The sequence below is a fragment of the Actinomadura madurae genome (assembly GCF_047130825.1).
Taxonomy (GTDB): domain Bacteria; phylum Actinomycetota; class Actinomycetes; order Streptosporangiales; family Streptosporangiaceae; genus Spirillospora; species Spirillospora madurae.
In genome coordinates, this window is the sequence record NZ_CP083237.1 from 6,977,971 (window position 1) to 7,001,230 (window position 23,260).

Consider the following 23,260-nt stretch of genomic DNA (forward strand, 5'->3'; position numbering starts at 1 on the left):
GATGGGGGCGCACGGCGACGTCGCAGGTCACACGAGGTGTACATGCGATACGGGAGCGCCTTGGAAGGAACGGGAGCGGGCCCGCGGCGGTGCCGGGGGCGGCTCAACCGGAGAAGAATCAAAGCTTCATGCGTAAGAGTTAGCCATAGCCTCGCCGGAGTGTCAACCCGGAAAATGCGTTTCCGTGGACTCCCTATTCCGTGGCGGGGGATGGCGCGATCCGTGGGGTACGTGTCGTTGACGCCATGGACGCCGGGCGCTCAGCCTGGAGACATGCGCGTCGTGTTCGTGATCTACGACGGGTTCCAGGTCCTCGACCTGACGGGCCCGCACGAGGTGTTCCGCAGCACCGGGCTGTACGACTGCCTGGTCGCCGGGCCGCGGCCCGGTCCGGTGACGTCCTCCGGCGGGCTCCGCGTCCACGCCGACTCCGGCCCGGACCTGCGGCCCGCCGCCATCGACACCCTGGTCGTGGCCGGCGGCACCGGGGTCGACGCGGCGCGGCGGGACGCGGCGCTCGTCGGCTGGGTCGCGGCGGCCGCGGGCGCGGCGCGCCGGGTCGCGTCGGTGTGCAGCGGCGCGCTCCTGCTGGCCGAGGCCGGGGTCCTGGACGGGCGCCGCGTGACGACGCACTGGCGGCGGGAGGACCAGCTGAGGAGGGAGTACCCGCGCCTGGACGTCGACTGCGACCCGATCTTCGTCCGGGACGGGCCCGTCTGGACGTCCGCCGGCGTCACGGCCGGGATGGACCTGGCGCTGGCGCTGGTCGAGGACGACCACGGGCGGGAGGCGGCGCACGCGGTGGCGCGCGAGCTGGTGATGTTCCTGCGGCGGCCCGGCAGCCAGTCGCAGTTCAGCGTGCCGCTGTGGTCGGCGCAGCCCGCGACGGACCCGATCCGGGCGGCGGTGTCGTCCGTCCAGGCCGATCCGGGCGCCCGGCACACCATCGCCGACCTGGCCGAGCGGTCCGGCCTCAGCGCGCGGCACCTGCAGCGCAGGTTCACCGCCGAGCTGGGGGTGCCGCCGGCCGCGTACGTCGAGCGGGTCCGGATCGAGGCGGCGCGGCGGGCGCTCGCGGAGGGGGACGAGCCCGTCGAGACGCTGGCGCGGCGGCTGGGCTTCGGGACGGCGGAGACGCTGCGCAGGGCGTTCCACCGGCATGTCGGGGTCGCGCCGTCCGACTACAGGGACCGATTCAGAGGGACGAGGGAGTACGCATGACGACGTATGGGCTGCTGGTCTTCGAGAACGCGGAAGAGCTGGACTTCGCGGGCCCGTGGGAGGTGTTCACGGCATCGGCCATGCTCCGCGACCAGGGCGACACGGCCGTCCTGGTCGCCGAGCAGGCCGGGCCGGTCCGCTGCAACAAGGGCATGCGGGTCGTGCCGGACCACACCCTGGACGACCACCCGGACCTGGACGTCCTCCTGGTCCCCGGTGGGCGTGGCGCCAGGGAGACCCAGCCGGACAACCCCGCCGTCACCGGCTGGATCGCGAAGGTCGCGGAACAGGTCGACTGGGTGACGAGCGTGTGCACCGGCTCGATCCTGCTGCACGCCGCGGGTCCGGCGAAGGGACGGAGGGTCGCGACCCACTGGGCCTCCGAGGACGCGCTGGAGGCGCGCGGCGACGTGACCGTCGTCCGGGACGCGCGCTACGTGGTGGACGGCAACCTGGTCACGAGCCAGGGGGTCTCCGCCGGGATCGACATGGCCCTCTGGCTGGTCGGGCGGATCCACGGCCGCGATCACGCGCGGGCGGTGCGCCGCTACATCCAGTACGAGCCGGCGCCGCCGTACATGGCCGACGAACCCGGCTGATCGGAACGAACATTCCGCCATACCAGTGATGATCTTCGCTTATCGGCATAATCACGCGAATGGCGATATCGCTTCCGGTGAGGTTCCGCAGCGACGGCGTGCGGGTGGCCGTGGAGACCGACCCCCTGCACGCCCCGCTGCGCGACTTCCTCATCAACGACCTGGGCGAGGACCTCTCCGCGATCGCCCGCGCGCAGGGCCGGCTGAACGGCGACCCGGCCCGGCCCTGGCAGGAGCACTACCGCTACCACCGCCTCGACTTCGACGGCACGATCGTGCACGTCCGGGACGTCGCCGGGTGGGCGTCCTGCGACCTCGACCCGGCCGTCCTCCGGCAGTGCCTGGACGAGTACCTCCAGGAGGTCGGCGCCCTCAAGAGCCGCCGGAGCCTGGAACGCGGCCTCGGCCAGGCCCGCGACGGCGAGCCCGTGGCCACGTCGCTCGCCCTCGGCGCCGTCTCCCCGCGCACCCAGGGCTGGGGCCTGATCCAGACCCCGCGCGCCGTCCTGGAGGACCTCGCCGGGCTGACCCCGCACCCGGACGCCTGCCTGCCGCACGGCGTCCTCGGAACCGGCTCCGGCGCCTGCTGGGCCGACCTCGCCGTCCTGGACGAGACGGGCACGCGCCTGCGCGGGGGCACCAAGACGTTCATGCCGAGGGGGATCGACCCGGAACGCCTCATGGGCGAGCTGGGGACCGCCCTGACCCAGGCCCGTTTCCTCAAGTCCGTCCCGGGAGCGTGGTCGGGGGTCGTCGCAGGGGTTCCCGCGCACGGTTACGTCGACCCGGAGACCGTCCTGCGGCTCCCCTGCGAGCCGATCGAGATCGGGGGCGTCGTCCGGCGCGTCAGGGCGTTCTTTCCTGAGCTGGCCGATTCGGGTGTCGACCTGGAGTCCGCGGCGTCCGCGGCGAGCGAGCTCACCGCGTCGGTGAACGGGCCGCGCCACGTCCTCACGGCGTTCCTGCTCCACGACGTGCAGAGCCATCGCCACCACCTGGAGGTCCTCCGCGCCGCCCGTCCGGGCTGGGAGCACACGGGCAACGCCTGCCACCTGCGCCTGGACGTCCAGACCGTCCGGCTGGAGCACCTGTGGCTGCCCGGCCACGCCTGCGAGATCCCCACCGGAGAGTTCGGCGGCATCCTCTACGAGTACGAACGGCTCCTCACCCTCTGACGATATTCTTCGCAGCCGGGGAGAACGGGGGAGGCGCGTCCATGACCGTTCCGGGACGACTCGTCGACCGCCTCCTCGGCCTTCCCGAGTCGCCGTCGCCGCACGCCGAGGTCGCGCGCGACCTGCGCGTGCCCATGCCGGACGGGATCGCGCTCGTCGCCGACCTGTACCGCCCGCGCGGCGCCGGCCCGCTGCCGGCCGTGCTGATCCGCACCCCGTACGGCAAGCGGCAGGGCGCCGTGCGGCTGTTCGCGGGCGTTCTCACCCGGCGGGGGTTCCAGGTCGTGATCCAGAACGTGCGCGGGGTCCTGGGGTCGGAGGGCGAGTTCCACGCCTTCCACAACGAGAAGGACGACGGCCTGGCGACGCTCAGGTGGCTCCGTGCCCAGCCCTGGTGCGACGGCAAGGTCGCCATGGTCGGCGCCAGCTACCTCGGGTTCACCGAGTGGGCGGTCGCGCCCTACGCAGACCCGCCCTTGGAAGCCATGGGGCTCGGCATCACCGCGTCCGAATTCGTGAGTTCGTTCTATCCGGGCGGTGCGCTCGCCCTGCACAACACGCTCGTCTGGTCGTCGCTGATGGGCACGCAGGACGAAAGAAGGCGGCCGTTCCACAACAGGCGCGTCCGGCAGGCGATGCGGCACCTGCCGCTGGACGAGGCCGACGTCGCGGCCATCGGACGTCCCGAGACCTTCCTCCGCGAGGTCGCGGCCCATGCCGAGCCCGGCGACGGCTTCTGGGAGGGCACCGACCACAGCGCCGCCGTACCGGAGACGACCGCGCCCACCACGATGGTGGCGGGCTGGTGGGACCTCTTCCTGCGCCGCCAGCTCAAGGACTTCGCCGCCCTCCACGCGGCGGGGCGGGACGTCCGCATCACCATCGGCCCATGGGGACACGACCTCAGAGCCCTCCGCGCGACGCTCTCCGACCAGGTGTCCTGGCTGAACGCCCACCTCAACGGGGACAAGGCCCAACTCCGCACGGCGCGAGTGAGGCTGCACCTGCAGAAGGCCGGCACGTGGCTGGACTTCGACCGGTGGCCCCCGCCCGGGACCCGGCCCACGCCGCTCTACCTCTCTCAGGGCCTCGCCTGGGACGTGCCGGACGAGGAACCCGCCACGTTCACCTACGACCCCTACGACCCCACGCCGAACGTCGGAGGCCCGCTGCTGTCACCCGGCAAGGGCGGGCAGCGCGCCAACGCGCGCCTCGAACGCCGTGACGACGTGGTCGTCCTCACCGGGGCGCCGCTGACCCGTGACCTCGATCTGATCGGTCCCGTCTCGGCGACGATCCACGTCCGCACCAGCACCGGCCGGGGCGACCTCTTCGTCCGCCTCTGCGACGTCGACCGCGACGGCGTCTCGCGGAACGTCACCGACGGCATCGCGCGCATCACGGAAAGCGGCGTCGTCCGCGCCGAGATCGAGATGCACCCGACCGCCTACCGCTTCCGGCGCGGCCACCGCCTGCGCGTCATGCTCGCGGGCGGCGCGTTCCCCCGCTTCGCCCGCAACCCCGGCACCGGCGAGCCCGCGGGCCGGGCCGTCGCGTTCCGCCGCACCCGCTTCGAGGTACTCCGCGCCAGGAGCCGCCCATCCGCCCTCCACCTGCCCGTTTGGGGCGGCTAGGGCCGCTTCGACATCGGAGCGTAATCCGTTCGTCGCAGACGGTGGTCCGTTCGTCGACACGGCCGGGCAAAGCCTCGATCCGCCCGCGGGTGCTCGCTACGTTCTTCACATCCGCAGAACGGCCGGTGCGAAGCCGCTTCGGGGGGAGTGGCCGGTCCTGTGAGCGCACCGGGCCGGCACGGCGGAACGGGGGGAGAGGGGTCACTTCGGGGGGAGTGGCCCCTCCGTCCGTTCCCGCGGTCTTTATAAGATCGCTATAAGGACCGCGGCACGAAGATGGAGATGCGCAAGCAGTAAAGCCGGACGGGACGTCCCACAATTCTGGCACCCGCGAATTCCCCCATCGCGGTATCGGCTAGTGAAGGGTACGCCCCCGATGAAAAGGCATCTGACGCGTGCGTTCAGACTGCTCCCCGCCGTGGCGCTGGTGGCCGGCGCCGCGCTGGCGCCCGCCGCGAACGCCGCCGCTCCCGCCCATCCGGTCCGGCTCGCCGCCAATCCCTACGAGCGCGGACCGACCCCGACCGAGGCGAGCATCACGGCCGAGAAGGGCCCGTTCGCCATCGAGAGGATCGACGTTCCGGCGGGCAGCGGGCCCGGCTTCAACAAGGGCACGATCTACGCGCCGACCGACCTGAGCCAGGGGACGTTCGGCGCCATCGCCGTCTCGCCCGGGTTCGTCTCCCCGCAGGCCTGGATCGACTGGTACGGCCCGCGCCTGGCGACACAGGGCTTCGTCGTCATGACCCTGGAGACCAACAGCCTCTTCGACGTGCCCGCCGCCCGCGGCGAGCAGCTCCTCGCCGCCCTCGACTACATGACCGGCGGGAGCAGGGTGAAGGACCGGATCGACGCGTCGCGCCTGGCCGTCATAGGGCACTCCATGGGCGGCGGCGGGACGCTGGAGGCGGCCGACGACCGCCCGGCGCTCCAGGCCGCCGTGCCGCTCGCCCCGTGGAACACCAACTACGACTGGAAGAGCGTCCGGGTCCCGACCATGATCATGGGTGCGGACAACGACGCCATCGCCCCCGCGGACTCGATGGCCGAGTCGTACTACGACAACCTCACGTCCGTCCCGGAGAAGGCGTACCTGGAGCTGAAGAACGCCGGGCACATGACCTTCAACTCGCCGAACACGACCATCGCGAAATACACCATCGCGTGGATGAAGCGGTTCGTGGACGACGACGCCCGCTACGAGCGGTTCCTGTGCCCGGAGCCGGCGCCGGGCGCGACCATCGCCCAGTACGAGGGCACCTGCCCCACCGGCTGACCGGCGGACGGTGGTGACGGTCCCGGCAGGCCGTCACCACCGCCCTCCGGGGTTCAGCCCGCGGGGGAGACGCGCCGGTCGCCCGGATCCAGCCGGACGAGATGGTGCAGGAGGAGCAGCAGCTCGATGCGCCGTCCGGGATCGAGGAGCACGCCGCCGAGGGTCTCCTCCAGGCGCCGGATCCGGTACCGGACGGTCTGCTCGTGCACCAGCAGCCGCTCCGCCGCCGCCACCGCGTTGTCGCGGCACTCCATGTAGGTCAGCAGCGTCCGGGACAGCGCGTCCCGCCGGTGCGGGGGCAGCTTCATCAGCGGCGCGAGCCGGGTGCTCAGCGCGACGTCGAGCAGCTCCTCGCTCTGCGCCGCGACCAGGCTCGGCAGATGGTCGAGGCAGCGCACGGGCTCCTTGCCGGGCAGCACACCGCGCTCCACCAGCGCGAGGCCCCGCCGCGCCCAGCGCAGCGACAGCGCGGCGCGCGCCGGCGGCACCGCCGGGCCGATCGCCGCCGACCGCGTCCCCTTGATCGCGGCGAGCAGCCGGTCCCGGCCGGGGCCGTCCGGGTCGGGGCAGATCAGGTACGGGGCGGGAGCGTGCCAGTCGGCGAGGAAAAGCGGCGGCAGCACCGGGACGGCCTGGCCGGGGGCGGGCCGGACGGCGACGGCGGCCAGCGTCCGCGGCACCGGCCAGCCGGCCGACCGCGCCAGCTCCCCGATCGCCTCCGCGCTCGCGGGCGGGTCCATGACCAGCAGGTCGCGCAGCCGCCACCGGAACCGCTCCCGCTCCCCGGCGAGCTCGCCCTGGGCGTTGGCGTAGCCCTGGCCGGCCGCGCTGGCGATGCGCTCCAGGAACACGAACAGCGACTCGGTGATCGAGCCGAGCGTGTCCAGCGACCAGCCGAGCCGCCGGGCGTCCTTGATGAACCGGCGGCACGCGACCTGCCCGCTCACCCGGATCGCGGTCTGCAGCCCGTCCAGGCTCCGCCCCGTGCGGGCCTCGTACGCGCCGATCCTCTCGAAGATGCCGGTGACGCTCTCCCACTCCATGTCGGGACGGCCGATGGCGTCCACGAACTGCCGGACCGTCTCCTCGACCGCCCACCGCATCCGGCGGCCGTAGCGGCTCTCCGGCGGGCGCGCGTACTCCGGGACGAGCCCCTGGATCTCCGCGACCATCTCCACCGCCGCCGCCTCCAGGTGGGGCCGCATCGGGCCGGCCACCTCGGCCGGCAGCCCGGACAGCGGGAAGTCCCGTCCCGGGGACGGGGTGGTCCGGCTCATGGCACGCCCTCCTGGTTCCGGTCTCCTGCCCTCTCAGGCTCGGTTCCGGCGGGGCGCCGCGATAGGCACGGACGGAAAGTTTCGATGGTTCCGGATTGTCACCCGGCTGACAGCCGCGCGACCCGCCCGCGACCCGCCCGAGGCGGGGCCCGCGGCGTGTCGCGGCGGCGGCGCGAAACCCCGCGAGCCCGCCCCGCGACCGGCGTGCGACGGGCGGTGCCGCACCAAGAGCGATCTCCCCGCGCCGGCTCCGCGGCGGGTTACCGGAATTCTTCGCAAAGGAATTCCCGGGGCCGTGAAAAAGGCCCGGGACACGTGTCAATCAAGCGGAGATCGCGGCGTCATGCGGGACGTTTCCCGATGTTCCGCCAAATGGTCGTTCCGCGGCGCCGGGCCGGAAAACTTGACCCGGCGGAAGTCGACTTCGCAGAGTGCCTGCGGAATGGTTCTCCCCATGCATTCACGTATTCGAACCACCGGGCCGTCCGGTCCCACCGGGTGGCTGCTGGCCTTTCTCGGCGCCCGCGAGCAGGCGCTGCGCACGCACACCGGGGTCGCCGCCGGACCGGCCGAATGGCTGCTGGTCTTCCTGGAGGTCGAGCGCGCCGAGCTCGCCGCCCGGCAGCGTCCCGCCACCCTGCTGTCGCGGCGCGGCAGGTCCGAGGAGTCCCCGTTCGGCCGGCTGGCCGCCCGCAGCGCCTGAAGGAGCGGCCCCGTGACCATCGAGATGCTCCTCGCCGCCGTGATCGGCGGCGCGCTCGGCCTCGCCGAGCTCCTCGCGCGCTACCGCGACAAGCCCGTCGCGGCCCTGCTGTCCCCGGGCGGGCTGCTGTTCGTCTTCGTCAACGCCAGCGCGTCCGTCGTCGCGCTGATCGCGATGACCGCGTCCGGCTGGACGTTCGGGCTGCCCCCCACCACGCCCCCGGCGAGCCTCATGGTCGTCCGGGTGATCGCGGCGGGGATCGGCTCGGCGGCCGTGCTGCGGATGTCGTTCGGCCCGGCGCACAGCGGCGGCACCGGCCCCGTGGCCCTGCTCGGCGGCATCCTGCGGGTCGCCGACGGTGAGCTGGAGCGCAAGCGCGCGCTCAGCCGGCTGTCGCACAACGACCTGTCGGGCCTGTCGTTCGAACGCGACCACGCCGCCCTCGCCGAGCTGTGCTGCCACCTCCTGCGCGAGTTCGACCTGGCCGAGGCGCAGCGGCTCGGGGGCCTGGCGGCCGAGCTGAGCAGCCGCGACGACCTCACCGACGCCGACAAGCTGGACTGCTGGGGGCTGGAGCTGACCCGGCTCGTCGGGGAGCGCGCCCTCCGGCAGGCGGCGCGGCGGCTGCGCGACCGGCCCCGCGACGAGCTCCGCCCGGCCGCCGGCCAGGCGGCCCAGGCCGCCCCGGCGCCGGACGACCACCTGCTGGAGACCGCCCCGGCCCGCCCGTCGGTGGCCAAGACCTCCCGCCTCGCCCCGAGCACCAACGGCAGGACGGAACGCAAATCGTTCAGCGACGCGTGACACCCCGGGAAATACCGGTGCGCCCCCTTCCGGGTGCACCGGTATTTTCGCTGGACCGGCCGCTACCGGGGCCGGACGGACAGCGGCGGGGCGCCCTCGGCATCGTCCCGCTCCTCCAGGGCGGCCGCGATGCGGTGCAGCGCCTCCGCCATCGAGACGAGCGCCTGCACCTGCGCGGCCGCCATGAGGTTCCCGGGCGAGGGGTCGGCGGCCTGGGCCTCCGCGGCCGCCTCGCAGGCCTGCTGGCTCCACCAATGCACGCCGCGATCCTATTCGAGGGCGCGAACGCGGTCCCCGCCGCCGCGCCGCCCGCCGCCCGCCGCGGCGGTTCTTTGCCGGCAGAGACGAGAGGGCTCCGCCCATGAACACAGAGCAGCGCGCCGCCCCGGCCGCCGGCCTCCCGCGCTGGGCCGGGAAGCCGGTGCGGCGGTTGACCACGGGCGAGCTCGCCGAGGCGCTCGCCTACCTGGAGCGGCACCGTCCCGAGGACGACGTCCTCGGCCGCGCGCTCGCCGGCGAGTTCGCCCGCCGCACGGCCGCCGCCGAGTTCGCCCGCCGCGCCGCGGCCGGCCGCTGACGGGGCCCGGGGCGGTGCGAGGCCGCGGGGAGGGTATACGTCCGGGTATGGAGGTACGACTGCGCAGGGTGTACGAGCCGCCCTCGTCCGATGACGGCAAGCGGATCCTGGTCGACCGCGTCTGGCCACGCGGGCTGTCCAAGGAGGACGCGCGGCTGGACGAGTGGCTGAAGGACGTCGCCCCGTCCACCGAGCTGCGCAAGTGGTACGGGCACGACGCCGAGAAGTTCGCGGAGTTCGCCCGCCGCTACGACGCCGAGCTGGCCGAGCCCGAGCGCGCGTCCGCGCTCGACCACCTGCGGGAGCTCGCCGGGCAGGGCACGGTCACCCTCCTCACCGCGACCAAGGACGCCGAGCGCAGCCAGGCCGCCGTCCTCGCCGGCCGCCTCCGCGACTCCGGCTGACGCCGCGCCTTCTACGCGGACTGGACGGGCCGCTTGAATTTCCCGGCCGGTCGAATGGAACGCTCCTTTCAGTGGCCATGCCGGCCGCTTTCACATTGGACGTTCCATTGTGCCTGCTCCGGCCCGGCGGGAAGGGGTGGTTTCACTGTTTCCAGTGGCCCATGAAAATTGAAAAAACGGCGATTGACCCCTCTGACCTGGGAAGTTTACGCTCCCTTTGCGCAGGTCCCAGCGAGGAGGAATCGCATGCGTAAAGGGATTGCCGTTTCCGCTGCCGCCGCAATTTCCGCGGGCGTCCTGTCCGCCGCGCCGGCGTCCGCGGCGCCGCTGCGGGTGCCCGGGCCGGACGGGGTGACGATCGAGATCGCGACCGTCAACGGGTCGGGCTGCCCGGCCGGGACGGCCGCCGTCGCCGTGTCGGACGACAAGGAGGCGTTCACCGTCACCTACAGCGACTACATGGCGCAGGCGGGCGGTTCCTCCGGCCCGACCGACTTCCGCAAGAACTGCCAGATCAGCATGAAGGTGCACGTCCCGCAAGGGTTCACCTACGCGATCGCGTCCACCGACTACCGCGGCTTCGCGTGGCTGGAGCCGGGCGCCAGCGGCGTCGAGAAGGCGAGCTACTACTTCCAGGGCATGCCGCAGACCGCCGCGATCTCGCACTCCATCAAGGGCGAGTACGCCGACAACTGGCAGTTCACCGACACCAACGACGTCGCGCAGCTCGTCTACAAGCCGTGCGGCGAGGAGCGCAACTTCAACGTCAACACCGAGCTGCGCGTGCTCAAGGGCACGTCCGACCCCGCGAAGACCAGCTTCATGTCGATGGACTCGACCGACGGCAGCATCAAGACCACCTACCACTTCGCCTGGAAACAGTGCCCCCCGTGGTGACGCCCGCCGGCCGAGAAGGCACCGAGTAAAGGAGAACGACCGATGCGCACTGGACTGACCGTCTCGGCGGCGTGCCTGGCCGCCCTGGCGCTCCCGCTGTCCGCCGCCCCCGCGTCCGCCGCCGCGGATCCGCCGACGCCCGACCGGATCGTCATCGACGTGCTGACCGTGAACGGGTCGGGCTGCCACGCCGGGACGGCCGCGGTCGCGACGGCGAGCGACAACACCTCGTTCACCGTCACCTACAGCGACTACCTGGCCCAGGCCGGCGGGAACTCCGACCCGACCGACTTCCGGAAGAACTGCCAGATCAACCTGGGCGTGCACGTCCCGCAAGGCTTCACCTACGCGATCGCCGGCGCCGACTACCGGGGCTTCGCGCACCTGGAGGCCGGGGCGAGCGGCATGGAGAAGGCGAACTACTACCACCAGGGCATGGCGCAGACGACGCCCGTCAGCCACACGATCCGCGGCGGCTACTCCGACAACTGGCAGTTCTCCGACCGGACGGACGTCTCCGAGCTGGTCTTCAAGCCGTGCGGCGAGGACCGCAACTTCAACATCAACACCGAGCTGCGGGTGTACAAGGGCACCTCGGACCCGTCCAGGACCAGCTTCATGACCTTCGACTCGACCGACGGCAGCGTCAAGACCACCTACCACTTCGCCTGGAAGAAGTGCCCCGCCTGACCGGGGCCCCGAACGCCGGGCCGCGTCCCCGACCCAGGGAGGGCGCGGCCCGTGCACATGCCGGGACCTGCGGCGAGGCGCGTCCGGGCCGGTGGAGATGAGGTTTTACAGTGGGGGTGACGCGAGGAAGGAATCTTCACCATGCCGTTGGCCCCCCGCCTGCCCGCACCGCCCGAGACGATGGAGCTTCTGGAGGAGTCCTACGCGAGGGTGCTGAGGCGCGATCCGGGCGAGCCGGAGTTCCACCAGGCCGTGCACGAGGTGCTGGAGTCCCTCGGCCCGGTGCTGGCCGCGCGGCCCGCGCTCGCCACCGCCAAGCTGGTCGAGCGGGTGATCGAGCCGGAGCGGCAGATCATGTTCCGCGTCCCCTGGCAGGACGACCGGGGCGAGATCCACGTCAACCGCGGCTTCCGCGTCGAGTACAACGGCGCGCTCGGGCCGTACAAGGGCGGGCTCCGCTTTCATCCCACCGTCAACCTCGGCATCGTCAAGTTCCTCGGCTTCGAGCAGATCTTCAAGAACGCGCTGACCGGGCTCGGCATCGGCGGCGGCAAGGGCGGCAGCGACTTCGACCCGCACGGCCGCTCCGACGAGGAGGTCATGCGGTTCTGCCAGTCGTTCATGACCGAGCTGCACCGCCACGTCGGCGAGCACACCGACGTCCCCGCCGGCGACATCGGCGTCGGCGCCCGCGAGATCGGCTACCTGTTCGGCCAGTACCGCCGCGTCACCAACCGGTGGGAGGCCGGGATGCTGACCGGCAAGGGCATGCTCTGGGGCGGGTCCGCCTGCCGGACGGAGGCGACCGGGTACGGCAACGTCATGTTCACGGCCGAGATGCTGCGGCACCGCGGCGAGGACCTGGACGGCCAGCAGATCGTCGTGTCCGGCTCCGGGAACGTCGCGATCTACACGATCGAGAAGGCGCAGCAGCTCGGCGCGAACGTGATCACGGTGTCCGACTCCGGCGGCTACGTGGTGGACGAGAAGGGCATCGACCTCGACCTGCTCAAGAAGGTCAAGGAGGTCGACCGCGGCCGGGTGGCGGACTACGCCGACCTGCGCGGCTCCTCGGCCCGGTTCGTGCCGGGCGGCCGGGTGTGGGACGTCCCCGCCGACATCGCGCTGCCGTCCGCGACGCAGAACGAGCTGGACGCCGACGCCGCCGCGCTCCTCGTCCGCAACGGCGTGAAGGCCGTGTCCGAGGGCGCGAACATGCCGGCGACGCCGGAGGCCGTGGCCGTGTTCCGGGAGGCGGGCGTCGCGTTCGGCCCGGGCAAGGCCGCCAACGCGGGCGGCGTCGCGGTCAGCGCGCTGGAGATGCGGCAGAACGCCAGCCGCGCCGCCTGGTCCTTCTCCCGGGTCGAGGAGGAGCTGTCGGCGATCATGACGGGCATCCACGCGACCTGCCACGAGACCGCCGAGCGCTACGGCGCCCCCGGCGACTACGTCGCCGGCGCCAACATCGCCGGCTTCGAGCGCGTCGCCGACGCCATGCTGGCCCAGGGCCTCGTCTGACCCGGCGCCGCGCGTGACCCGGCACCGCGCGTGACCCGGCACCGCGCGAGCGGCCGCCCGGCTAGGGTGGTCGAGAGGCTGCGATGTGGGGGTGTCGCACATGGGCTCCGTGGTGGACGCGGAGATCGAGCCGGTGGCCACCCGGCTGGAGGCGTGGCAGAGGGCGATCGACGGCATCCCCCTGGCGATGGAGGGGCGTCCCGAGAAGCGCGACTTCTCCGCCCGGCTCCTGCTCGGGACCCTCGGACCCGTGCACGTCGCGGAGATCGCCGCCCCGGCCGGCGAGTGCCGCCGGGGCCCGGAGCTGATCGCGCGGACGCGGCACGACCTCTACAACATCCACGTCCTGGTCTCCGGGCGGGTGACGGTCGAGCAGGCCGGGCGCACGGCGCGGCTGGAGCCGGGCGACGTCGTCCCGCTCGACTCCTGGCGCCCGCTGCGGTGCGTGACCGAGGGCAGCCGGCACATCGCGGTCGCGTTCCCCGCGGCGATGCTGCCGGTGCCGATGGAGTGCGCGGAGCGGTTCGCCGCCGTGCGGTTCCCCGGCGACCGCGGCGTCGCCGGGCTGCTGTCGGCGTTCGTCCGGGGGCTGCCGCGCCACCTCGACGACACCGAGGTGACGGGCAGCGGGCGGCTCGGCGCCCGGATCGTGGAGCTGCTCGCGACCGTCCTGGACGCGTGGGACGCGGCCGACCCGGACCCGCCGCTGCTCCGGCGGATCCACGCCCACATCGACGAGCGGCTCGCCGACCCGGGCCTGTCCCCGGCCTCGATCGCCGCGGCCCACCACATCTCCGTCCGGTACCTGCACAAGCTGTTCGAGGCGGAGCGGGTCACGGTGGCCGAGTGCGTGCGGCGGCGCCGGCTGGACCGGTGCCGCCGCGACCTGCTCGACCCCGCGCTGCGCGACCGCCCGGTCAGCGCGATCGCCGCCCGCTGGGGCTTCACCGACCCGGCCGTGTTCAGCCGGGTGTTCCGCGCCGCCTACGGGCTGCCGCCGGGGGAGTTCCGGCTGGCCGTGTCGGTCACATCCGGAGCGGCACCGCCTCGATGACGCCGAACGCGCCGGCGTCGTGGTCGACGCCGACCCGGGTGAGGTGCAGGCCGGCGCGGTTGAGCAGTTCCGCGTACTCGGCTCCGGTCCGCTGCCGGGCGCCCCGCGCCATGATCAGCATCTCGAGGTCGATCCACTTGGCGCGGGACGGCCGGATGTCGTCGGGCAGCACGGCCTCCAGCAGCAGCACCCGCCCGTTCGGGTTCATGGCGTCGCGGCAGTTCGCGAGGATTCGCACGGCGCTGCCGTCGTCCCAGTCGTGCACGATGTTGGACAGCACGTAGGCGTCCCCGCCGGACGGGACGGACTCGAAGAAGTCCCCGCCGATGTACTCGCACCGGTCGGCCACCCCGGCGTCCTCCGCGGCCCGGCCCGCGCCGTCGACGACGTGGGGCAGGTCGAACACCACCCCGTGCGCGTCCGGATCGGCGGCGAGGATCGCCGCGAGCAGGGCGCCGTGCCCGCCGCCCACGTCCACGATCTTCGAGCCGGGCTCGAACTCGCACGCCGCCACGACCGGCGCGATCACCAGGCCGGACACCGCGGTCATCGCGGCGTTCAGCACCTGGCCGTCGGCGGGGTGGTCGCGGAAGTGGTCGAACCCCATCGCGCCGTGCACGTGCTCGAAGGCCGGTTCGCCCGTCCGGACGGTGTGCGCCAGCGCCGTCCAGGCCTCCCGGTGGAACGGCCGCCCCGTCATGATCGCCCAGTCGCGGAGCGAGCCCGGGACGCCGGTGCCCAGCACGTCGCCGAGCGGGGTCGAGGCGAACCGGCGCCCCTCCAGCTCCCGGAACAGGTCCAGGTCGGAGAGCGCCCGCAGCAGCCGGTACAGCGCGTCCGCGTCCGCGCCGACGGTCCGAGCGATGTCGTCCACATGCCGCGGGCCGTCGGCCAGCGTGTCGGCCACGCCCAGTTCGGCGGCGACGCTGACGGCCTGGGACACCCAGGTCCGGGTGGTGAGGTCCATCATCTGCCCGATGAGTTCAGGATCCATAATCGTGCCTCCCCGTTGGTTTTCAGCCCGATTCTGCTGAGGGGACGCGCGGAGGTCCTTGGCACTGGGCGCACAACCATTGACGACCGGTGCACGGCAGGACCCCGGCGTTACCATGGACGTCCCGCCATCGTTGGGCTGTGCTCATGAGCGTCGTTTTCCAGGCCGAGGACGCGCCGGTCGCCTCGCGGCACGAGTACTGGCAGCACCTGATGCACCAGATGCTCGTGCCGATGGACCTCCGCCTGACCGAGCCCGGCTTCCGCGGCCGGGTCGTGGCGGGCGACGCGGGGGCGGCGCAGATCTTCGAGCTGTCCATCACCGCGGGCGAGGCGGTCCGCACGCCGCGGCTGATCCGCCGATCCGACCCGGGGCTGTGCAAGATCGACGTGAGCGTGGCGGGCGAGACGCTGATCGAGCAGGACGGCAGGCAGGCCATGCTCGCCCCGGGGGACTTCGCGTTCGTCGACCTGTCCCGTCCCGCCCGGTGGGTGAACACGGCCCCGGCCCGGGTCGTCGCCGTGAGCTTCCCGCGCGCGCTGCTGCCCCTGCGCCACCGGGACCTCGGCACGCTCACCGGCACCCGCGTCCCGGGCACCGGCGGGCCCGGCGCGCTGATCTCCTCGCTGGCCCGGCAGCTGCCCGGCCAGCTCGACGGCATGGGCGCCGCCGCGCACCGGCTGGGGCGGCGCCGTCCTCGACCTGCTGACCGCGGTGTTCGCGGCCCGCCTCGACCGGGCCGGCGACGCCTCCCGGGACGCCCGGCACCGCGCCCTGCTCCTGCGCGTCCACGCCTACATCGACGCGCGGCTCGGCGACCCCGGGCTGACCCCCGGCCGCATCGCCGCGGCCCACCACATCTCCGTCCGGCACCTGTACACGCTGTTCGAGGCGCAGGGGACGAGCGTGGCCGAGTGGATCCGGCTCCGCAGGCTCGACCGCGCCCGCGCCGACCTGCTCGACCCGGCGCTGCGGGCCCGTCCGGTCAGCGCGATAGCCGCCCGCTGGGGCTTCCCGAACGCCGCGCACTTCAACCGGGTGTTCCGGGCCGTCCACGGCGAGCCGCCCGGCGAGTTCCGGGCGCGGACGGGAAACGGCCCCGCCGGCACGGTCAACGACCGCTGACCTCGGCGGAGCAGGCCCGCGTCCGCAACGGCAGGCGGGGGCCCGCGAGGAGGCCCCGACGCACTGGACATCTACCTCGAAATCCGGACGACCCTGCTCCCCGTCCGATCCGCCTTTCGGCAGGCCGTGCCCGTGTTTTCGGCAAGTCTGCACGGGCAGGGACCCGACCGTTGCTATGACGTGTCCTTGGACGACCGGGGGGTTTCTGAGATGACCGCGGGGTGGTACGGGCCCGAGGGGATGGACCCGTTCGAGGAGATGCTCGCCCGCTACTTCGGGGCGCGGGCGCAACGCCGCCCGATGGAGCGGATCAGCATCGCGCGGCTGATGAGCGAGCCGGCGCGCGAGCTGGTGCGCGACGCGGCCGCGCAGGCGGCGCAGTGGGGCAGCCACGACCTGGACACCGACCACCTGCTGTGGGCGGCGACGCGGCAGCAGGGCACGCGGCAGTGGATGGCGCGGGCGGGCGCCGACCCGGACAAGATCAGGCAGGAGATCGAGGGGCACGCGCGGCGCGGCGACCCGCGGGAGGTGCCGCCCGAGCTGACCCCGTCCGCCAAGCGGGCGCTGCTCGACTCGCACCAGGTGTCGCGCGCCCTCGGCTCGTCCTACATCGGGCCCGAGCACCTGCTGTTCGCGCTGGCGCTCGACCGCGGGTCCACCGCGGGCCGGATCCTCGACCACGAGCACGTCACGCCGGACTCGCTGCAGCAGGCGGCGGCGGGCGGCGGCCAGCCGCCCGGCGGGCCCGGCGGCGGGCAGCCGACCGGCACGCCCACGCTGGACGAGTTCGGCCGCGACCTGACCGCGCTCGCCCGGGAGGGCCGCGTGGATCCCGTCATCGGGCGCGAGGACGAGATCGAGGAGACCGTCGAGGTGCTGTCGCGGCGCACCAAGAACAACCCGGTGCTGATCGGTGACCCGGGCGTCGGCAAGACCGCGATCGCCGAGGGGCTCGCCCAGCGGATCGTGGACGACGACGTCCCGGAGACCCTGCGCGGCACGCGGCTCGTCCAGCTCGACCTCGGCGGCGTCGTCGCCGGCACCCGCTACCGCGGCGACTTCGAGGAGCGGCTGAAGAAGCTCGTGGACGAGATCCGCGAGCACGCCGACGAGCTGGTCGTGTTCATCGACGAGATCCACACGATCGTCGGCGCGGGCAGCGCGGAGGGCGCGATGTCGGCGGGCAACATGCTGAAGCCGCCGCTCTCGCGCGGCGAGCTGCACGTGGTCGGCGCCACCACCATCGACGAGTACCGCCGCAACATCGAGAAGGACGCCGCGCTCGAACGCCGGTTCCAGCCGATTCTCGTGCCGGAGCCGAGCGCCGACGACAGCATCGAGATCCTGCGCGGCCTGCGCGACCGGTACGAGGCGCACCACCAGGTGCGGTTCACCGACGAGGCGCTGGTCGCCGCCGTCGACCTGTCCAGCCGCTACCTCACCGACCGCTTCCTGCCGGACAAGGCGATCGACCTGATCGACCAGGCGGGCGCCCGCGTCCGGTTGCGGTCCGGGACGCGGGACGGCGGCCGCCGCGGGCTGGAGCAGCGCCTCGACCGGCGCCGCCGGGAGAAGGACCAGGCCGTCGCGGACGAGGACTACGAGAAGGCGTCCGAGCTGCGCGACGAGATCGGCCGGCTGGAGAAGGAGCTCGCGGAGACGCGCGAGAACGGCGGGCCCGCGGCCGTCCCCGAGGTGACCACGGAGGACATCGCCGAGGTCGTCTCCCGGATCTCCGGCGTGCCCGTCACCCAGCTCACCCAGGCCGAGCGGGAGCGCCTCGTCGAGCTGGAGGAGCACCTGCACCAGCGCGTCGTCGGGCAGGAGGACGCGGTGGCGGCGGTGGCGCGGGCCGTCCGGCGGTCCCGCGCGGGGATGGGCGACCCGGACCGCCCGATCGGCGGGTTCCTGTTCCTCGGCCCGACCGGCGTCGGCAAGACCGAGCTGGCGAAGGCGCTGGCCGAGGCGCTGTTCGGCAGCCGCGACCGGCTGCTGCGGTTCGACATGAGCGAGTTCCAGGAGCGGCACACGGTCAGCCGCCTGATGGGCGCGCCGCCCGGGTACGTCGGCTACGAGGAGGCGGGCCAGCTCACCGACGCCGTCCGCCGGCAGCCGTACTCGGTGATCCTGCTGGACGAGATCGAGAAGGCGCACCAGGACGTGTTCAACGTCCTGTTGCAGCTGCTCGACGACGGCCGGCTCACCGACGCACAGGGCCGGACCGTCGACTTCCGCAACACCGTCGTGATCATGACGAGCAACCTCGGCTCGGAGCTGATCACCGGCACGACCGAGATCGGGTTCGGCTCGTCCGACGGCGCGGGCTCCGGGCTGAGCGACCGGATCATGCGGCGGCTGCGCGAGTCGTTCCGGCCCGAGTTCCTCAACCGGATCGACGAGATCATCGTCTTCCGGCGGCTGGAGGCCGGGCAGCTCCGCCAGATCACCGACCTGCTCCTGGACGAGACGCGCCGCCGCCTCCGCGCGCAGGACGTCACGGTGACCTTCACCCCGGAGGCGGTGGACCTGCTCGCCGAGCGCGGCTACCAGCCCGAGTTCGGCGCCCGCCCCCTCCGCCGCACGATCCAGCGCGAGGTGGACGACGAGCTGTCCGATCTCCTGCTCGCGGGGGACCTCCGGCACGGCGCGCACGTGGAGGTGTCGGCGGTGAACGGCGGCCTCCAGTTCGACGTGACCACCGCGCCCGACGCCAGGTAAGGGATATAGTCCTTCTGTAACACTTACAGGAGGATCGGGTGCACATCCCACTCACCGACTACACACCCGGCATCGAGCTGGCGAACGAGCTGGTCAGCACGTCGCCGACCGTCCGCGGCTCGGAGGCGCTCCCCGACGCCGAGGCCCTCGCGGCCCTGCTGGCGGGGCACGGCCTCCGGCCGTCCGCCGACGACGTCTTCCCGGTCCAGCTCCTGCGCCGCGAGGTCCGCGGGATCATCGAGACCGAGACCGCGGAGCAGGCGGCGGCGGGCGCCGCCGTGCTGACCCGCCGCGCCGGCCGCGCGCCGGTCCTGCGCCACGACCCGTCCGGGCGGTGGCGGTGGCACGTCCCGACCGCACCGGACGCGCCCCTCGCCGACCAGCTCGCCGCGATCATCGGCGTCGCGCTGGCCGGGGTCGTCCGGGCCCTCGGGCACGAGCGCTTCCGTGCCTGCGCCGCCCCCGGCTGCCGGGGCGTGTTCGCCGACGCCAGCCGTGCCGGACGGCGCCGCTACTGCATGCCCGAGCGGTGCGGCAACCGCCTCAACGTCGCCAACCACCGCGCCCGCCGCCGGGAGGTGACCCGATGACGCTCACCGGCGCCATCCGCCTTCCGGACGGCACCCCGATCCGGGGCCGCGGCCTGCGCGACCCCCTGCCGGACGGGCCGCTCCCCGAGTTCGGCCTCTACCTGGGCTCCGGCCGCCTCCGCCGCAGGCACGGGCCGCACGTGCGCTGGCCGTCCGCCTGGATCGTCTGGCCCGACTTCCTGCTTCCCCGGGACCGCGACGACGCCGTCCGGCAGATCCGGGCCCTGCACGAGAAGGCCCGCTCGGGCGCCGCCGAGGTCGCCTGCGGCGGCGGCGTCGGACGCACCGGGACCGTCATCGCCTGCCTGGCCGTCCTGTCCGGCCTGGACCCGTCCGAGGCCGTCGCGTGGACGCGCGAGCACCACCACCCGCGGGCCGTGGAGACCCCGTGGCAGCGCCGCTGGGTGACGGCCTTCCCGCCGCCCGCCTAGCCGAGGATCAGCGCCGCGCCGTGCTCGCCGATCATCATGCTCGGGGCGTTGGTGTTCCCCCCGATGATGCTCGGCATGATCGACGCGTCCGCCACGCGGAGCCCCTCGACGCCGCGCACCCGCAGCGCCGGATCGACCACGGCCCGCTCGTCGGTCCCCATCCGGCACGAGCCGACCGGGTGGTACACGGTCGTGGCGCGGTTCGGCAGCTCCTTCGCCATCGCGGCGCGGTCGGGGAACTCCGGGCCCGGCGACAGCTCCTCCTTGACGTCCCCGGCGATGACCTTGTTGCCCATCACCTCGCGGACCAGCTCGATGCCGTCCAGCAGCAGCCGGGCGTCGTCCGGGTCGGACAGGTAGCCCGGGTCGATGACCGGCGCGGCCAGCGGGTCGGCCGACGCCAGCCGGACCGTGCCGCGGCTCCTGGGGTAGATCAGCGTCGGCATGACCGTGAGCGCGGGCCGCTTGTCGACGGCGTGCCGGACGGGCGCGTCCTGGTTCGGGAACGGGTACGACCACGGCAGCGCGTGCAGCTGGATGTCGGGGACGTCCCCGGCCTGGCCGCTGCGCACGAACCCGACCGCCTCGAAGACCGACCGGGCCACCCACGTCCCGCCCCGCGTCCACTCCTTGACGACGCCCCGGGCGAAGTAGGGCGCCGTGCCCTTGTTGCGGGCGCTGTCCATGACGAACGTCATCGGCACGAACATGTGGTCGTGCAGGTTGTCCCCGACCGGCAGGTCGGCGCGCACCTCGATGCCGTGCTCGCGCAGGTGCGCCGCCGGACCCACCCCGGACAGCATCAGCAGGTGCGGCGAGCCGAACGCCCCGGCCGCCAGCACCACCTCCCTGGACGCCCGGACCGTCCCCTTCCCCTTCTTGGTGACGACCTCGACGCCCGTCGCGCGCCCCTTCTCGATCACCACGCGGGTCACGGTCACGCCGGTCAGCACGGTCAGGTTCGCCAGGCCGTGGTCGTCCAGGTAGCCGACGGACGAGCTGTAGCGCAGCCCCTTGTCGACGCTCTGCTGGAAGATCCCGACACCCTCCTGCTCGGCGCCGTTGTAGTCGTCGTTCCGCTTCACGCCCGCGGTGTCGGCGACCGCCTCGATGAACGCCTGCGACGCCGGCGTGAGGTCCTTCTGCCGCGTCACCTGGATGGGCCCGCCCGCGCCGCGCAGGTCGGTGGCGCCGTCCTCCCAGTTCTCCAGCCGCTTGTAGCTGCCGAGCACGTCGTCGAAGGCCCAGCCCTCGCACCCTTCGGCAGCCCAGTCGTCGTAGTTCTTGCGGTGCCCCCGCACGAACAGCATCCCGTTGATCGACCCCGACCCGCCGAGGACGCGCCCCCGCACCTGCGGGATCTTCCGGTCGAGCGCGTTCTCCTGCGGCGAGCTGTAGAACCCCCAGTCCAGCCGCTTCTTGAGCTGCGGGACGTTGTGGAACACGGCGATCAGCCCGGGCTTGCGCACCAGCGGCGTCCGGTCCGGCCCGCCCGCCTCGACCAGCACGACGCTCGCCCCGGACTCCGCCAGCCGCCTGGCCAGCACGCACCCGGCGCTCCCGGCCCCCACCACCACGTAATCAGCGCTCTGCTCCATGACGTCCTCTCAGCGGCCATCGCGTCACGCCGCGACCGTTCACGAGGGCCCGCGCCCGGCCCGGTCGGTACCGCCGTTCGGGCCGGACGCGGGCGTCCCGCCAGGTCGGGCGGCAAAGCGTCCGCCGATCGTAAGAGGGCCCCAGACCTCGGTCGACCCGAGTCCCGATGACCGGAACGGCTCGCCGGGCACCGGCTCGGCAGGACAGCGGACTCGCCGTGCCCGGGGTGGCCCGGCGCCGTGAGCGCCGCCCTTCCAGGAATGTCGACAATGATCGCCATAATGGCGCGACGGACATTTGCGATAGCAAAAATTGTGTCTGGTGACACTGATCGGAAAATCTCTCCGCTCGGTGATCAATCCAGAACGCGTTGTCACGGTGTGGCCAGTTTGTAGATTGTCGACAATGGGTATTTGCGAGTCAATGCGGGGTGAAACCGTCGTTCGTCCCCCTAGTCACCGGCGACACTTGGGGCTGACCATGGAGCTTGAGCGCCTGCTCAATGTCCGTCCACTGAAGATCGTCAGGGACGCCGGCGCGACGATCAGGTCCATCGCTCTCTTCGCGACTCTGCTGCTGGCCGGCGGCGGCTATCTGACCTATCTCGTGAGCGCGCGCTTCGATGACACAAAGGTCCTCGCCGGAACGGCGGTCGCTGAGTTCGGCCTGCTGCTCCTCGCCGCCACCTGTTTCAGGTACTACAGCGTCCACTATTGCGATCCGGCGCCCTATGAGATCCTCCGTATCGAGGGCCTGCTGATCATCGAACCGGTCGGCGGATATCATCGCTACACGAATACCCGACGCCAAACGATCAAAGTGCTGCGCGACAACGTACGGCTGGTGGAACACCGGTCCCACTTCACCGGTCGCGGTTCCCGGGGAAAGAATTCGATCGAGTCGCTGATACCGGGACACGACCTCTTCGTGGCGCGCGCCGCGGAAGAGGACGGCGGCAGGAGGCTGTGGATCTACCCCGGAAGACCGCTTTTCAGGGGAGACGTCGAAGAGGTCGGAATTCGACAGGTCTTCGAAGACAATATCGAGACCATGAAGCCCTACTACCGCAAGGGTGGCAATAGGTTCAAGACCAGGGAGATATCGATCGCCATAAGGTTCGTGCTGGCTGAGGATCCTCTGAAGATCGACGGCCTGGTCTGGAATAACGGAACGACCTACCACAAGAGGCGTGAAGTGGGGACGATCGCCCCGGTGCGGACGGTCGACCGCTTGGCCGGCACGGTCGAGTATCAGATCTCCGTGCCCAGGGCAAAGCCGCATCATGCTTACGGCTTCAGGTGGGTTTGGCCGGACGGCAGCTTTCAGAAGCGGGTCAAGTGAGCGGCCTGTTTCATTGAAAGTCGGCGGTCCATCCTTCGGCCATGATTCAATGATCGCATGGAAGATGACTGAACACGCATAAGATGCGACTTCAAGTGATGGGCGTCCAGATTTTCTTCTGGGCGCCCACTGGCTTCCTAGGGTGCCGAAGCGGCGACCATGTCTCCCGTGTGGGCACTGCTCGTCCGGGCCGCCGCGTCCGGCGTCGGCCTGCTCACCACCTGCCGTTTCCGTGAGGCGCACCGGATCGCCACCGAGTAAGTCAGCCTGCCGCCCGCGAAGCCGCGCGACGTCCCCTCCCGGCACTGAAGTTCGCCGAGGCGTTCCACGTGCGGCGTCCCGCGCCTCCGGCCGTCTCCACGAAGGCCGGGGAGGAGCTGGCCGCCGCCGTGGTGGTTCGGGGCCGCGTCGGCGCACGTCATGAGTGTGACCGCACGCTCCTTCTCCTGCACGGACCGTGCCGGGGCTGTGGGGGTTTTGGCGGATGGTGCCGATGGATTACTCGGGTGGACGGGTAATGCTGCCAATCTTCTTGGCCGGATGCGGCTGGTTCGGGTCCTAGCCTGCGCTGGTCTTGTCGGGGTGGATCGGGCGGTGCGGCGTTGGTCTTGCCCGTCATCCGCGGGGGAG

22 protein-coding genes and 1 pseudogene are annotated in these 23,260 nt (G+C 72.4%); 19 read left to right on the plus strand and 4 right to left on the minus strand.

Going from position 1 to position 23,260, the window contains the following annotated elements; translation table 11 throughout:
* Positions 1-273 precede the first annotated feature (273 nt).
* The 5 genes from K8Z49_RS32060 to K8Z49_RS32080 all read left to right on the plus strand — a co-directional run bounded on the left by K8Z49_RS32060 (position 274) and on the right by K8Z49_RS32080 (position 5,905).
* Positions 274-1,221, plus strand: a complete 948-nt coding sequence (locus tag K8Z49_RS32060; RefSeq protein WP_075021244.1) for a GlxA family transcriptional regulator — start codon at positions 274-276, stop codon at positions 1,219-1,221.
* Entirely contained in the window at positions 1,218-1,820 is a 603-nt protein-coding gene (locus K8Z49_RS32065; RefSeq protein ID WP_021599479.1) for a DJ-1/PfpI family protein, read from the plus strand. The genes K8Z49_RS32060 and K8Z49_RS32065 overlap by 4 nt, the downstream gene beginning before the upstream one ends.
* Positions 1,821-1,879: 59 nt before the next feature.
* Positions 1,880-2,995: a hypothetical protein gene (locus K8Z49_RS32070; protein ID WP_075021243.1), complete on the plus strand. Its 1,116-nt coding sequence runs from the start codon at positions 1,880-1,882 to the stop codon at positions 2,993-2,995.
* A gap of 41 nt (positions 2,996-3,036) precedes the next feature.
* Positions 3,037-4,629 carry a CocE/NonD family hydrolase gene (locus K8Z49_RS32075; protein WP_075021242.1) on the plus strand — a complete coding sequence of 531 codons (1,593 nt, stop codon included), beginning with the start codon at positions 3,037-3,039 and terminating at the stop codon, positions 4,627-4,629.
* Between the two features lie 376 nt (positions 4,630-5,005).
* Positions 5,006-5,905 carry an alpha/beta hydrolase family protein gene (locus tag K8Z49_RS32080; protein WP_412515946.1) on the plus strand — a complete coding sequence of 300 codons (900 nt, stop codon included), beginning with the start codon at positions 5,006-5,008 and terminating at the stop codon, positions 5,903-5,905.
* Positions 5,906-5,958: 53 nt separating this feature from the next.
* On the opposite strand, the gene K8Z49_RS32085 is transcribed toward K8Z49_RS32080, so the two are convergent.
* Positions 5,959-7,182 (minus strand): PucR family transcriptional regulator, encoded by a 1,224-nt coding sequence (locus K8Z49_RS32085; RefSeq protein ID WP_024935848.1) that lies wholly within the window; start codon positions 7,180-7,182, stop codon positions 5,959-5,961.
* A 454-nt stretch (positions 7,183-7,636) separates the two neighbouring features.
* Between K8Z49_RS32085 and K8Z49_RS32090 the strand changes: the two genes are divergently transcribed.
* Together K8Z49_RS32090 and K8Z49_RS32095 are read left to right on the plus strand one after the other, a co-directional pair.
* Positions 7,637-7,885, plus strand: coding sequence for a hypothetical protein (locus tag K8Z49_RS32090; protein WP_021600580.1), 249 nt, complete (start codon positions 7,637-7,639; stop codon positions 7,883-7,885).
* A 12-nt stretch (positions 7,886-7,897) separates the two neighbouring features.
* On the plus strand, positions 7,898-8,689 hold the full coding sequence (locus K8Z49_RS32095; protein WP_024934532.1) for a hypothetical protein: 792 nt from the start codon (positions 7,898-7,900) through the stop codon (positions 8,687-8,689).
* Between the two features lie 62 nt (positions 8,690-8,751).
* On the opposite strand, the gene K8Z49_RS32100 is transcribed toward K8Z49_RS32095, so the two are convergent.
* Positions 8,752-8,949 carry a hypothetical protein gene (locus K8Z49_RS32100; RefSeq protein WP_024934531.1) on the minus strand — a complete coding sequence of 66 codons (198 nt, stop codon included), beginning with the start codon at positions 8,947-8,949 and terminating at the stop codon, positions 8,752-8,754.
* A gap of 101 nt (positions 8,950-9,050) precedes the next feature.
* Between K8Z49_RS32100 and K8Z49_RS32105 the strand changes: the two genes are divergently transcribed.
* From K8Z49_RS32105 to K8Z49_RS32130, 6 genes are all read left to right on the plus strand, one after another.
* Positions 9,051-9,266, plus strand: a complete 216-nt coding sequence (locus K8Z49_RS32105) for a hypothetical protein (RefSeq protein WP_024934530.1) — start codon at positions 9,051-9,053, stop codon at positions 9,264-9,266.
* A gap of 47 nt (positions 9,267-9,313) precedes the next feature.
* Positions 9,314-9,670: a DUF488 domain-containing protein gene (locus tag K8Z49_RS32110; protein ID WP_033330410.1), complete on the plus strand. Its 357-nt coding sequence runs from the start codon at positions 9,314-9,316 to the stop codon at positions 9,668-9,670.
* A 246-nt stretch (positions 9,671-9,916) separates the two neighbouring features.
* On the plus strand, positions 9,917-10,567 hold the full coding sequence (locus tag K8Z49_RS32115; protein WP_024934529.1) for a DUF4360 domain-containing protein: 651 nt from the start codon (positions 9,917-9,919) through the stop codon (positions 10,565-10,567).
* Between the two features lie 42 nt (positions 10,568-10,609).
* On the plus strand, positions 10,610-11,257 hold the full coding sequence (locus tag K8Z49_RS32120; RefSeq protein ID WP_412515947.1) for a DUF4360 domain-containing protein: 648 nt from the start codon (positions 10,610-10,612) through the stop codon (positions 11,255-11,257).
* A gap of 180 nt (positions 11,258-11,437) precedes the next feature.
* On the plus strand, positions 11,438-12,775 hold the full coding sequence (gdhA, locus tag K8Z49_RS32125; protein WP_052357314.1) for an NADP-specific glutamate dehydrogenase: 1,338 nt from the start codon (positions 11,438-11,440) through the stop codon (positions 12,773-12,775).
* Between the two features lie 100 nt (positions 12,776-12,875).
* A complete protein-coding gene (locus K8Z49_RS32130) occupies positions 12,876-13,829 on the plus strand; it encodes a helix-turn-helix domain-containing protein (protein WP_021599934.1) in 954 nt (317 codons plus the stop codon).
* On the opposite strand, the gene K8Z49_RS32135 is transcribed toward K8Z49_RS32130, so the two are convergent.
* Complete coding sequence (locus tag K8Z49_RS32135; RefSeq protein ID WP_412515948.1) at positions 13,801-14,823, minus strand: methyltransferase; 1,023 nt, start codon at positions 14,821-14,823, stop codon at positions 13,801-13,803. The two genes, K8Z49_RS32130 and K8Z49_RS32135, sit on opposite strands and share 29 nt — an antisense overlap.
* A gap of 233 nt (positions 14,824-15,056) precedes the next feature.
* Here K8Z49_RS32135 and K8Z49_RS32140 point away from each other — a divergent pair.
* From K8Z49_RS32140 to K8Z49_RS32160, 5 genes and pseudogenes are all read left to right on the plus strand, one after another.
* Positions 15,057-15,446, plus strand: a pseudogene (locus K8Z49_RS32140) (hypothetical protein); the annotation flags it as partial.
* A 91-nt stretch (positions 15,447-15,537) separates the two neighbouring features.
* Positions 15,538-15,948, plus strand: coding sequence for a helix-turn-helix domain-containing protein (locus tag K8Z49_RS32145; RefSeq protein WP_412515949.1), 411 nt, complete (start codon positions 15,538-15,540; stop codon positions 15,946-15,948).
* Between the two features lie 210 nt (positions 15,949-16,158).
* Complete coding sequence (locus K8Z49_RS32150; protein ID WP_412515950.1) at positions 16,159-18,669, plus strand: ATP-dependent Clp protease ATP-binding subunit; 2,511 nt, start codon at positions 16,159-16,161, stop codon at positions 18,667-18,669.
* 38 nt (positions 18,670-18,707) lie between these two features.
* The gene (locus K8Z49_RS32155) at positions 18,708-19,259 is read left to right on the plus strand and encodes a CGNR zinc finger domain-containing protein (RefSeq protein WP_075021238.1); all 552 of its coding nucleotides are present in this window, start codon (positions 18,708-18,710) and stop codon (positions 19,257-19,259) included.
* The gene (locus tag K8Z49_RS32160) at positions 19,256-19,690 is read left to right on the plus strand and encodes a protein-tyrosine phosphatase family protein (RefSeq protein ID WP_021598547.1); all 435 of its coding nucleotides are present in this window, start codon (positions 19,256-19,258) and stop codon (positions 19,688-19,690) included. The genes K8Z49_RS32155 and K8Z49_RS32160 overlap by 4 nt, the downstream gene beginning before the upstream one ends.
* Here K8Z49_RS32160 and K8Z49_RS32165 read toward each other — a convergent pair.
* Positions 19,687-21,288, minus strand: a complete 1,602-nt coding sequence (locus K8Z49_RS32165; protein ID WP_412515951.1) for a GMC family oxidoreductase — start codon at positions 21,286-21,288, stop codon at positions 19,687-19,689. The genes K8Z49_RS32160 and K8Z49_RS32165 overlap by 4 nt on opposite strands.
* Before the next feature lie 481 nt (positions 21,289-21,769).
* Between K8Z49_RS32165 and K8Z49_RS32170 the strand changes: the two genes are divergently transcribed.
* Entirely contained in the window at positions 21,770-22,630 is an 861-nt protein-coding gene (locus K8Z49_RS32170; RefSeq protein WP_412515952.1) for a hypothetical protein, read from the plus strand.
* The last annotated feature ends 630 nt before the right edge of the window (positions 22,631-23,260 follow it).

Coding starts and splice junctions, on each gene's coding strand:
- K8Z49_RS32115 (WP_024934529.1), top strand. CDS start 9,917: ATGCGTAAAGGGATTGCCGTTTCCGCTGCCGCCGCAATTTCCGCGGGC.
- K8Z49_RS32085 (WP_024935848.1), bottom strand. CDS start 7,182: ATGAGCCGGACCACCCCGTCCCCGGGACGGGACTTCCCGCTGTCCGGG.
- K8Z49_RS32130 (WP_021599934.1), top strand. CDS start 12,876: ATGGGCTCCGTGGTGGACGCGGAGATCGAGCCGGTGGCCACCCGGCTG.
- K8Z49_RS32065 (WP_021599479.1), top strand. CDS start 1,218: ATGACGACGTATGGGCTGCTGGTCTTCGAGAACGCGGAAGAGCTGGAC.
- K8Z49_RS32080 (WP_412515946.1), top strand. CDS start 5,006: ATGAAAAGGCATCTGACGCGTGCGTTCAGACTGCTCCCCGCCGTGGCG.
- K8Z49_RS32150 (WP_412515950.1), top strand. CDS start 16,159: ATGACCGCGGGGTGGTACGGGCCCGAGGGGATGGACCCGTTCGAGGAG.
- K8Z49_RS32075 (WP_075021242.1), top strand. CDS start 3,037: ATGACCGTTCCGGGACGACTCGTCGACCGCCTCCTCGGCCTTCCCGAG.
- K8Z49_RS32120 (WP_412515947.1), top strand. CDS start 10,610: ATGCGCACTGGACTGACCGTCTCGGCGGCGTGCCTGGCCGCCCTGGCG.
- K8Z49_RS32135 (WP_412515948.1), bottom strand. CDS start 14,823: ATGGATCCTGAACTCATCGGGCAGATGATGGACCTCACCACCCGGACC.
- gdhA (WP_052357314.1), top strand. CDS start 11,438: ATGGAGCTTCTGGAGGAGTCCTACGCGAGGGTGCTGAGGCGCGATCCG.
- K8Z49_RS32090 (WP_021600580.1), top strand. CDS start 7,637: ATGCATTCACGTATTCGAACCACCGGGCCGTCCGGTCCCACCGGGTGG.
- K8Z49_RS32160 (WP_021598547.1), top strand. CDS start 19,256: ATGACGCTCACCGGCGCCATCCGCCTTCCGGACGGCACCCCGATCCGG.
- K8Z49_RS32105 (WP_024934530.1), top strand. CDS start 9,051: ATGAACACAGAGCAGCGCGCCGCCCCGGCCGCCGGCCTCCCGCGCTGG.
- K8Z49_RS32170 (WP_412515952.1), top strand. CDS start 21,770: ATGGAGCTTGAGCGCCTGCTCAATGTCCGTCCACTGAAGATCGTCAGG.
- K8Z49_RS32070 (WP_075021243.1), top strand. CDS start 1,880: ATGGCGATATCGCTTCCGGTGAGGTTCCGCAGCGACGGCGTGCGGGTG.
- K8Z49_RS32060 (WP_075021244.1), top strand. CDS start 274: ATGCGCGTCGTGTTCGTGATCTACGACGGGTTCCAGGTCCTCGACCTG.
- K8Z49_RS32165 (WP_412515951.1), bottom strand. CDS start 21,288: ATGGAGCAGAGCGCTGATTACGTGGTGGTGGGGGCCGGGAGCGCCGGG.
- K8Z49_RS32110 (WP_033330410.1), top strand. CDS start 9,314: ATGGAGGTACGACTGCGCAGGGTGTACGAGCCGCCCTCGTCCGATGAC.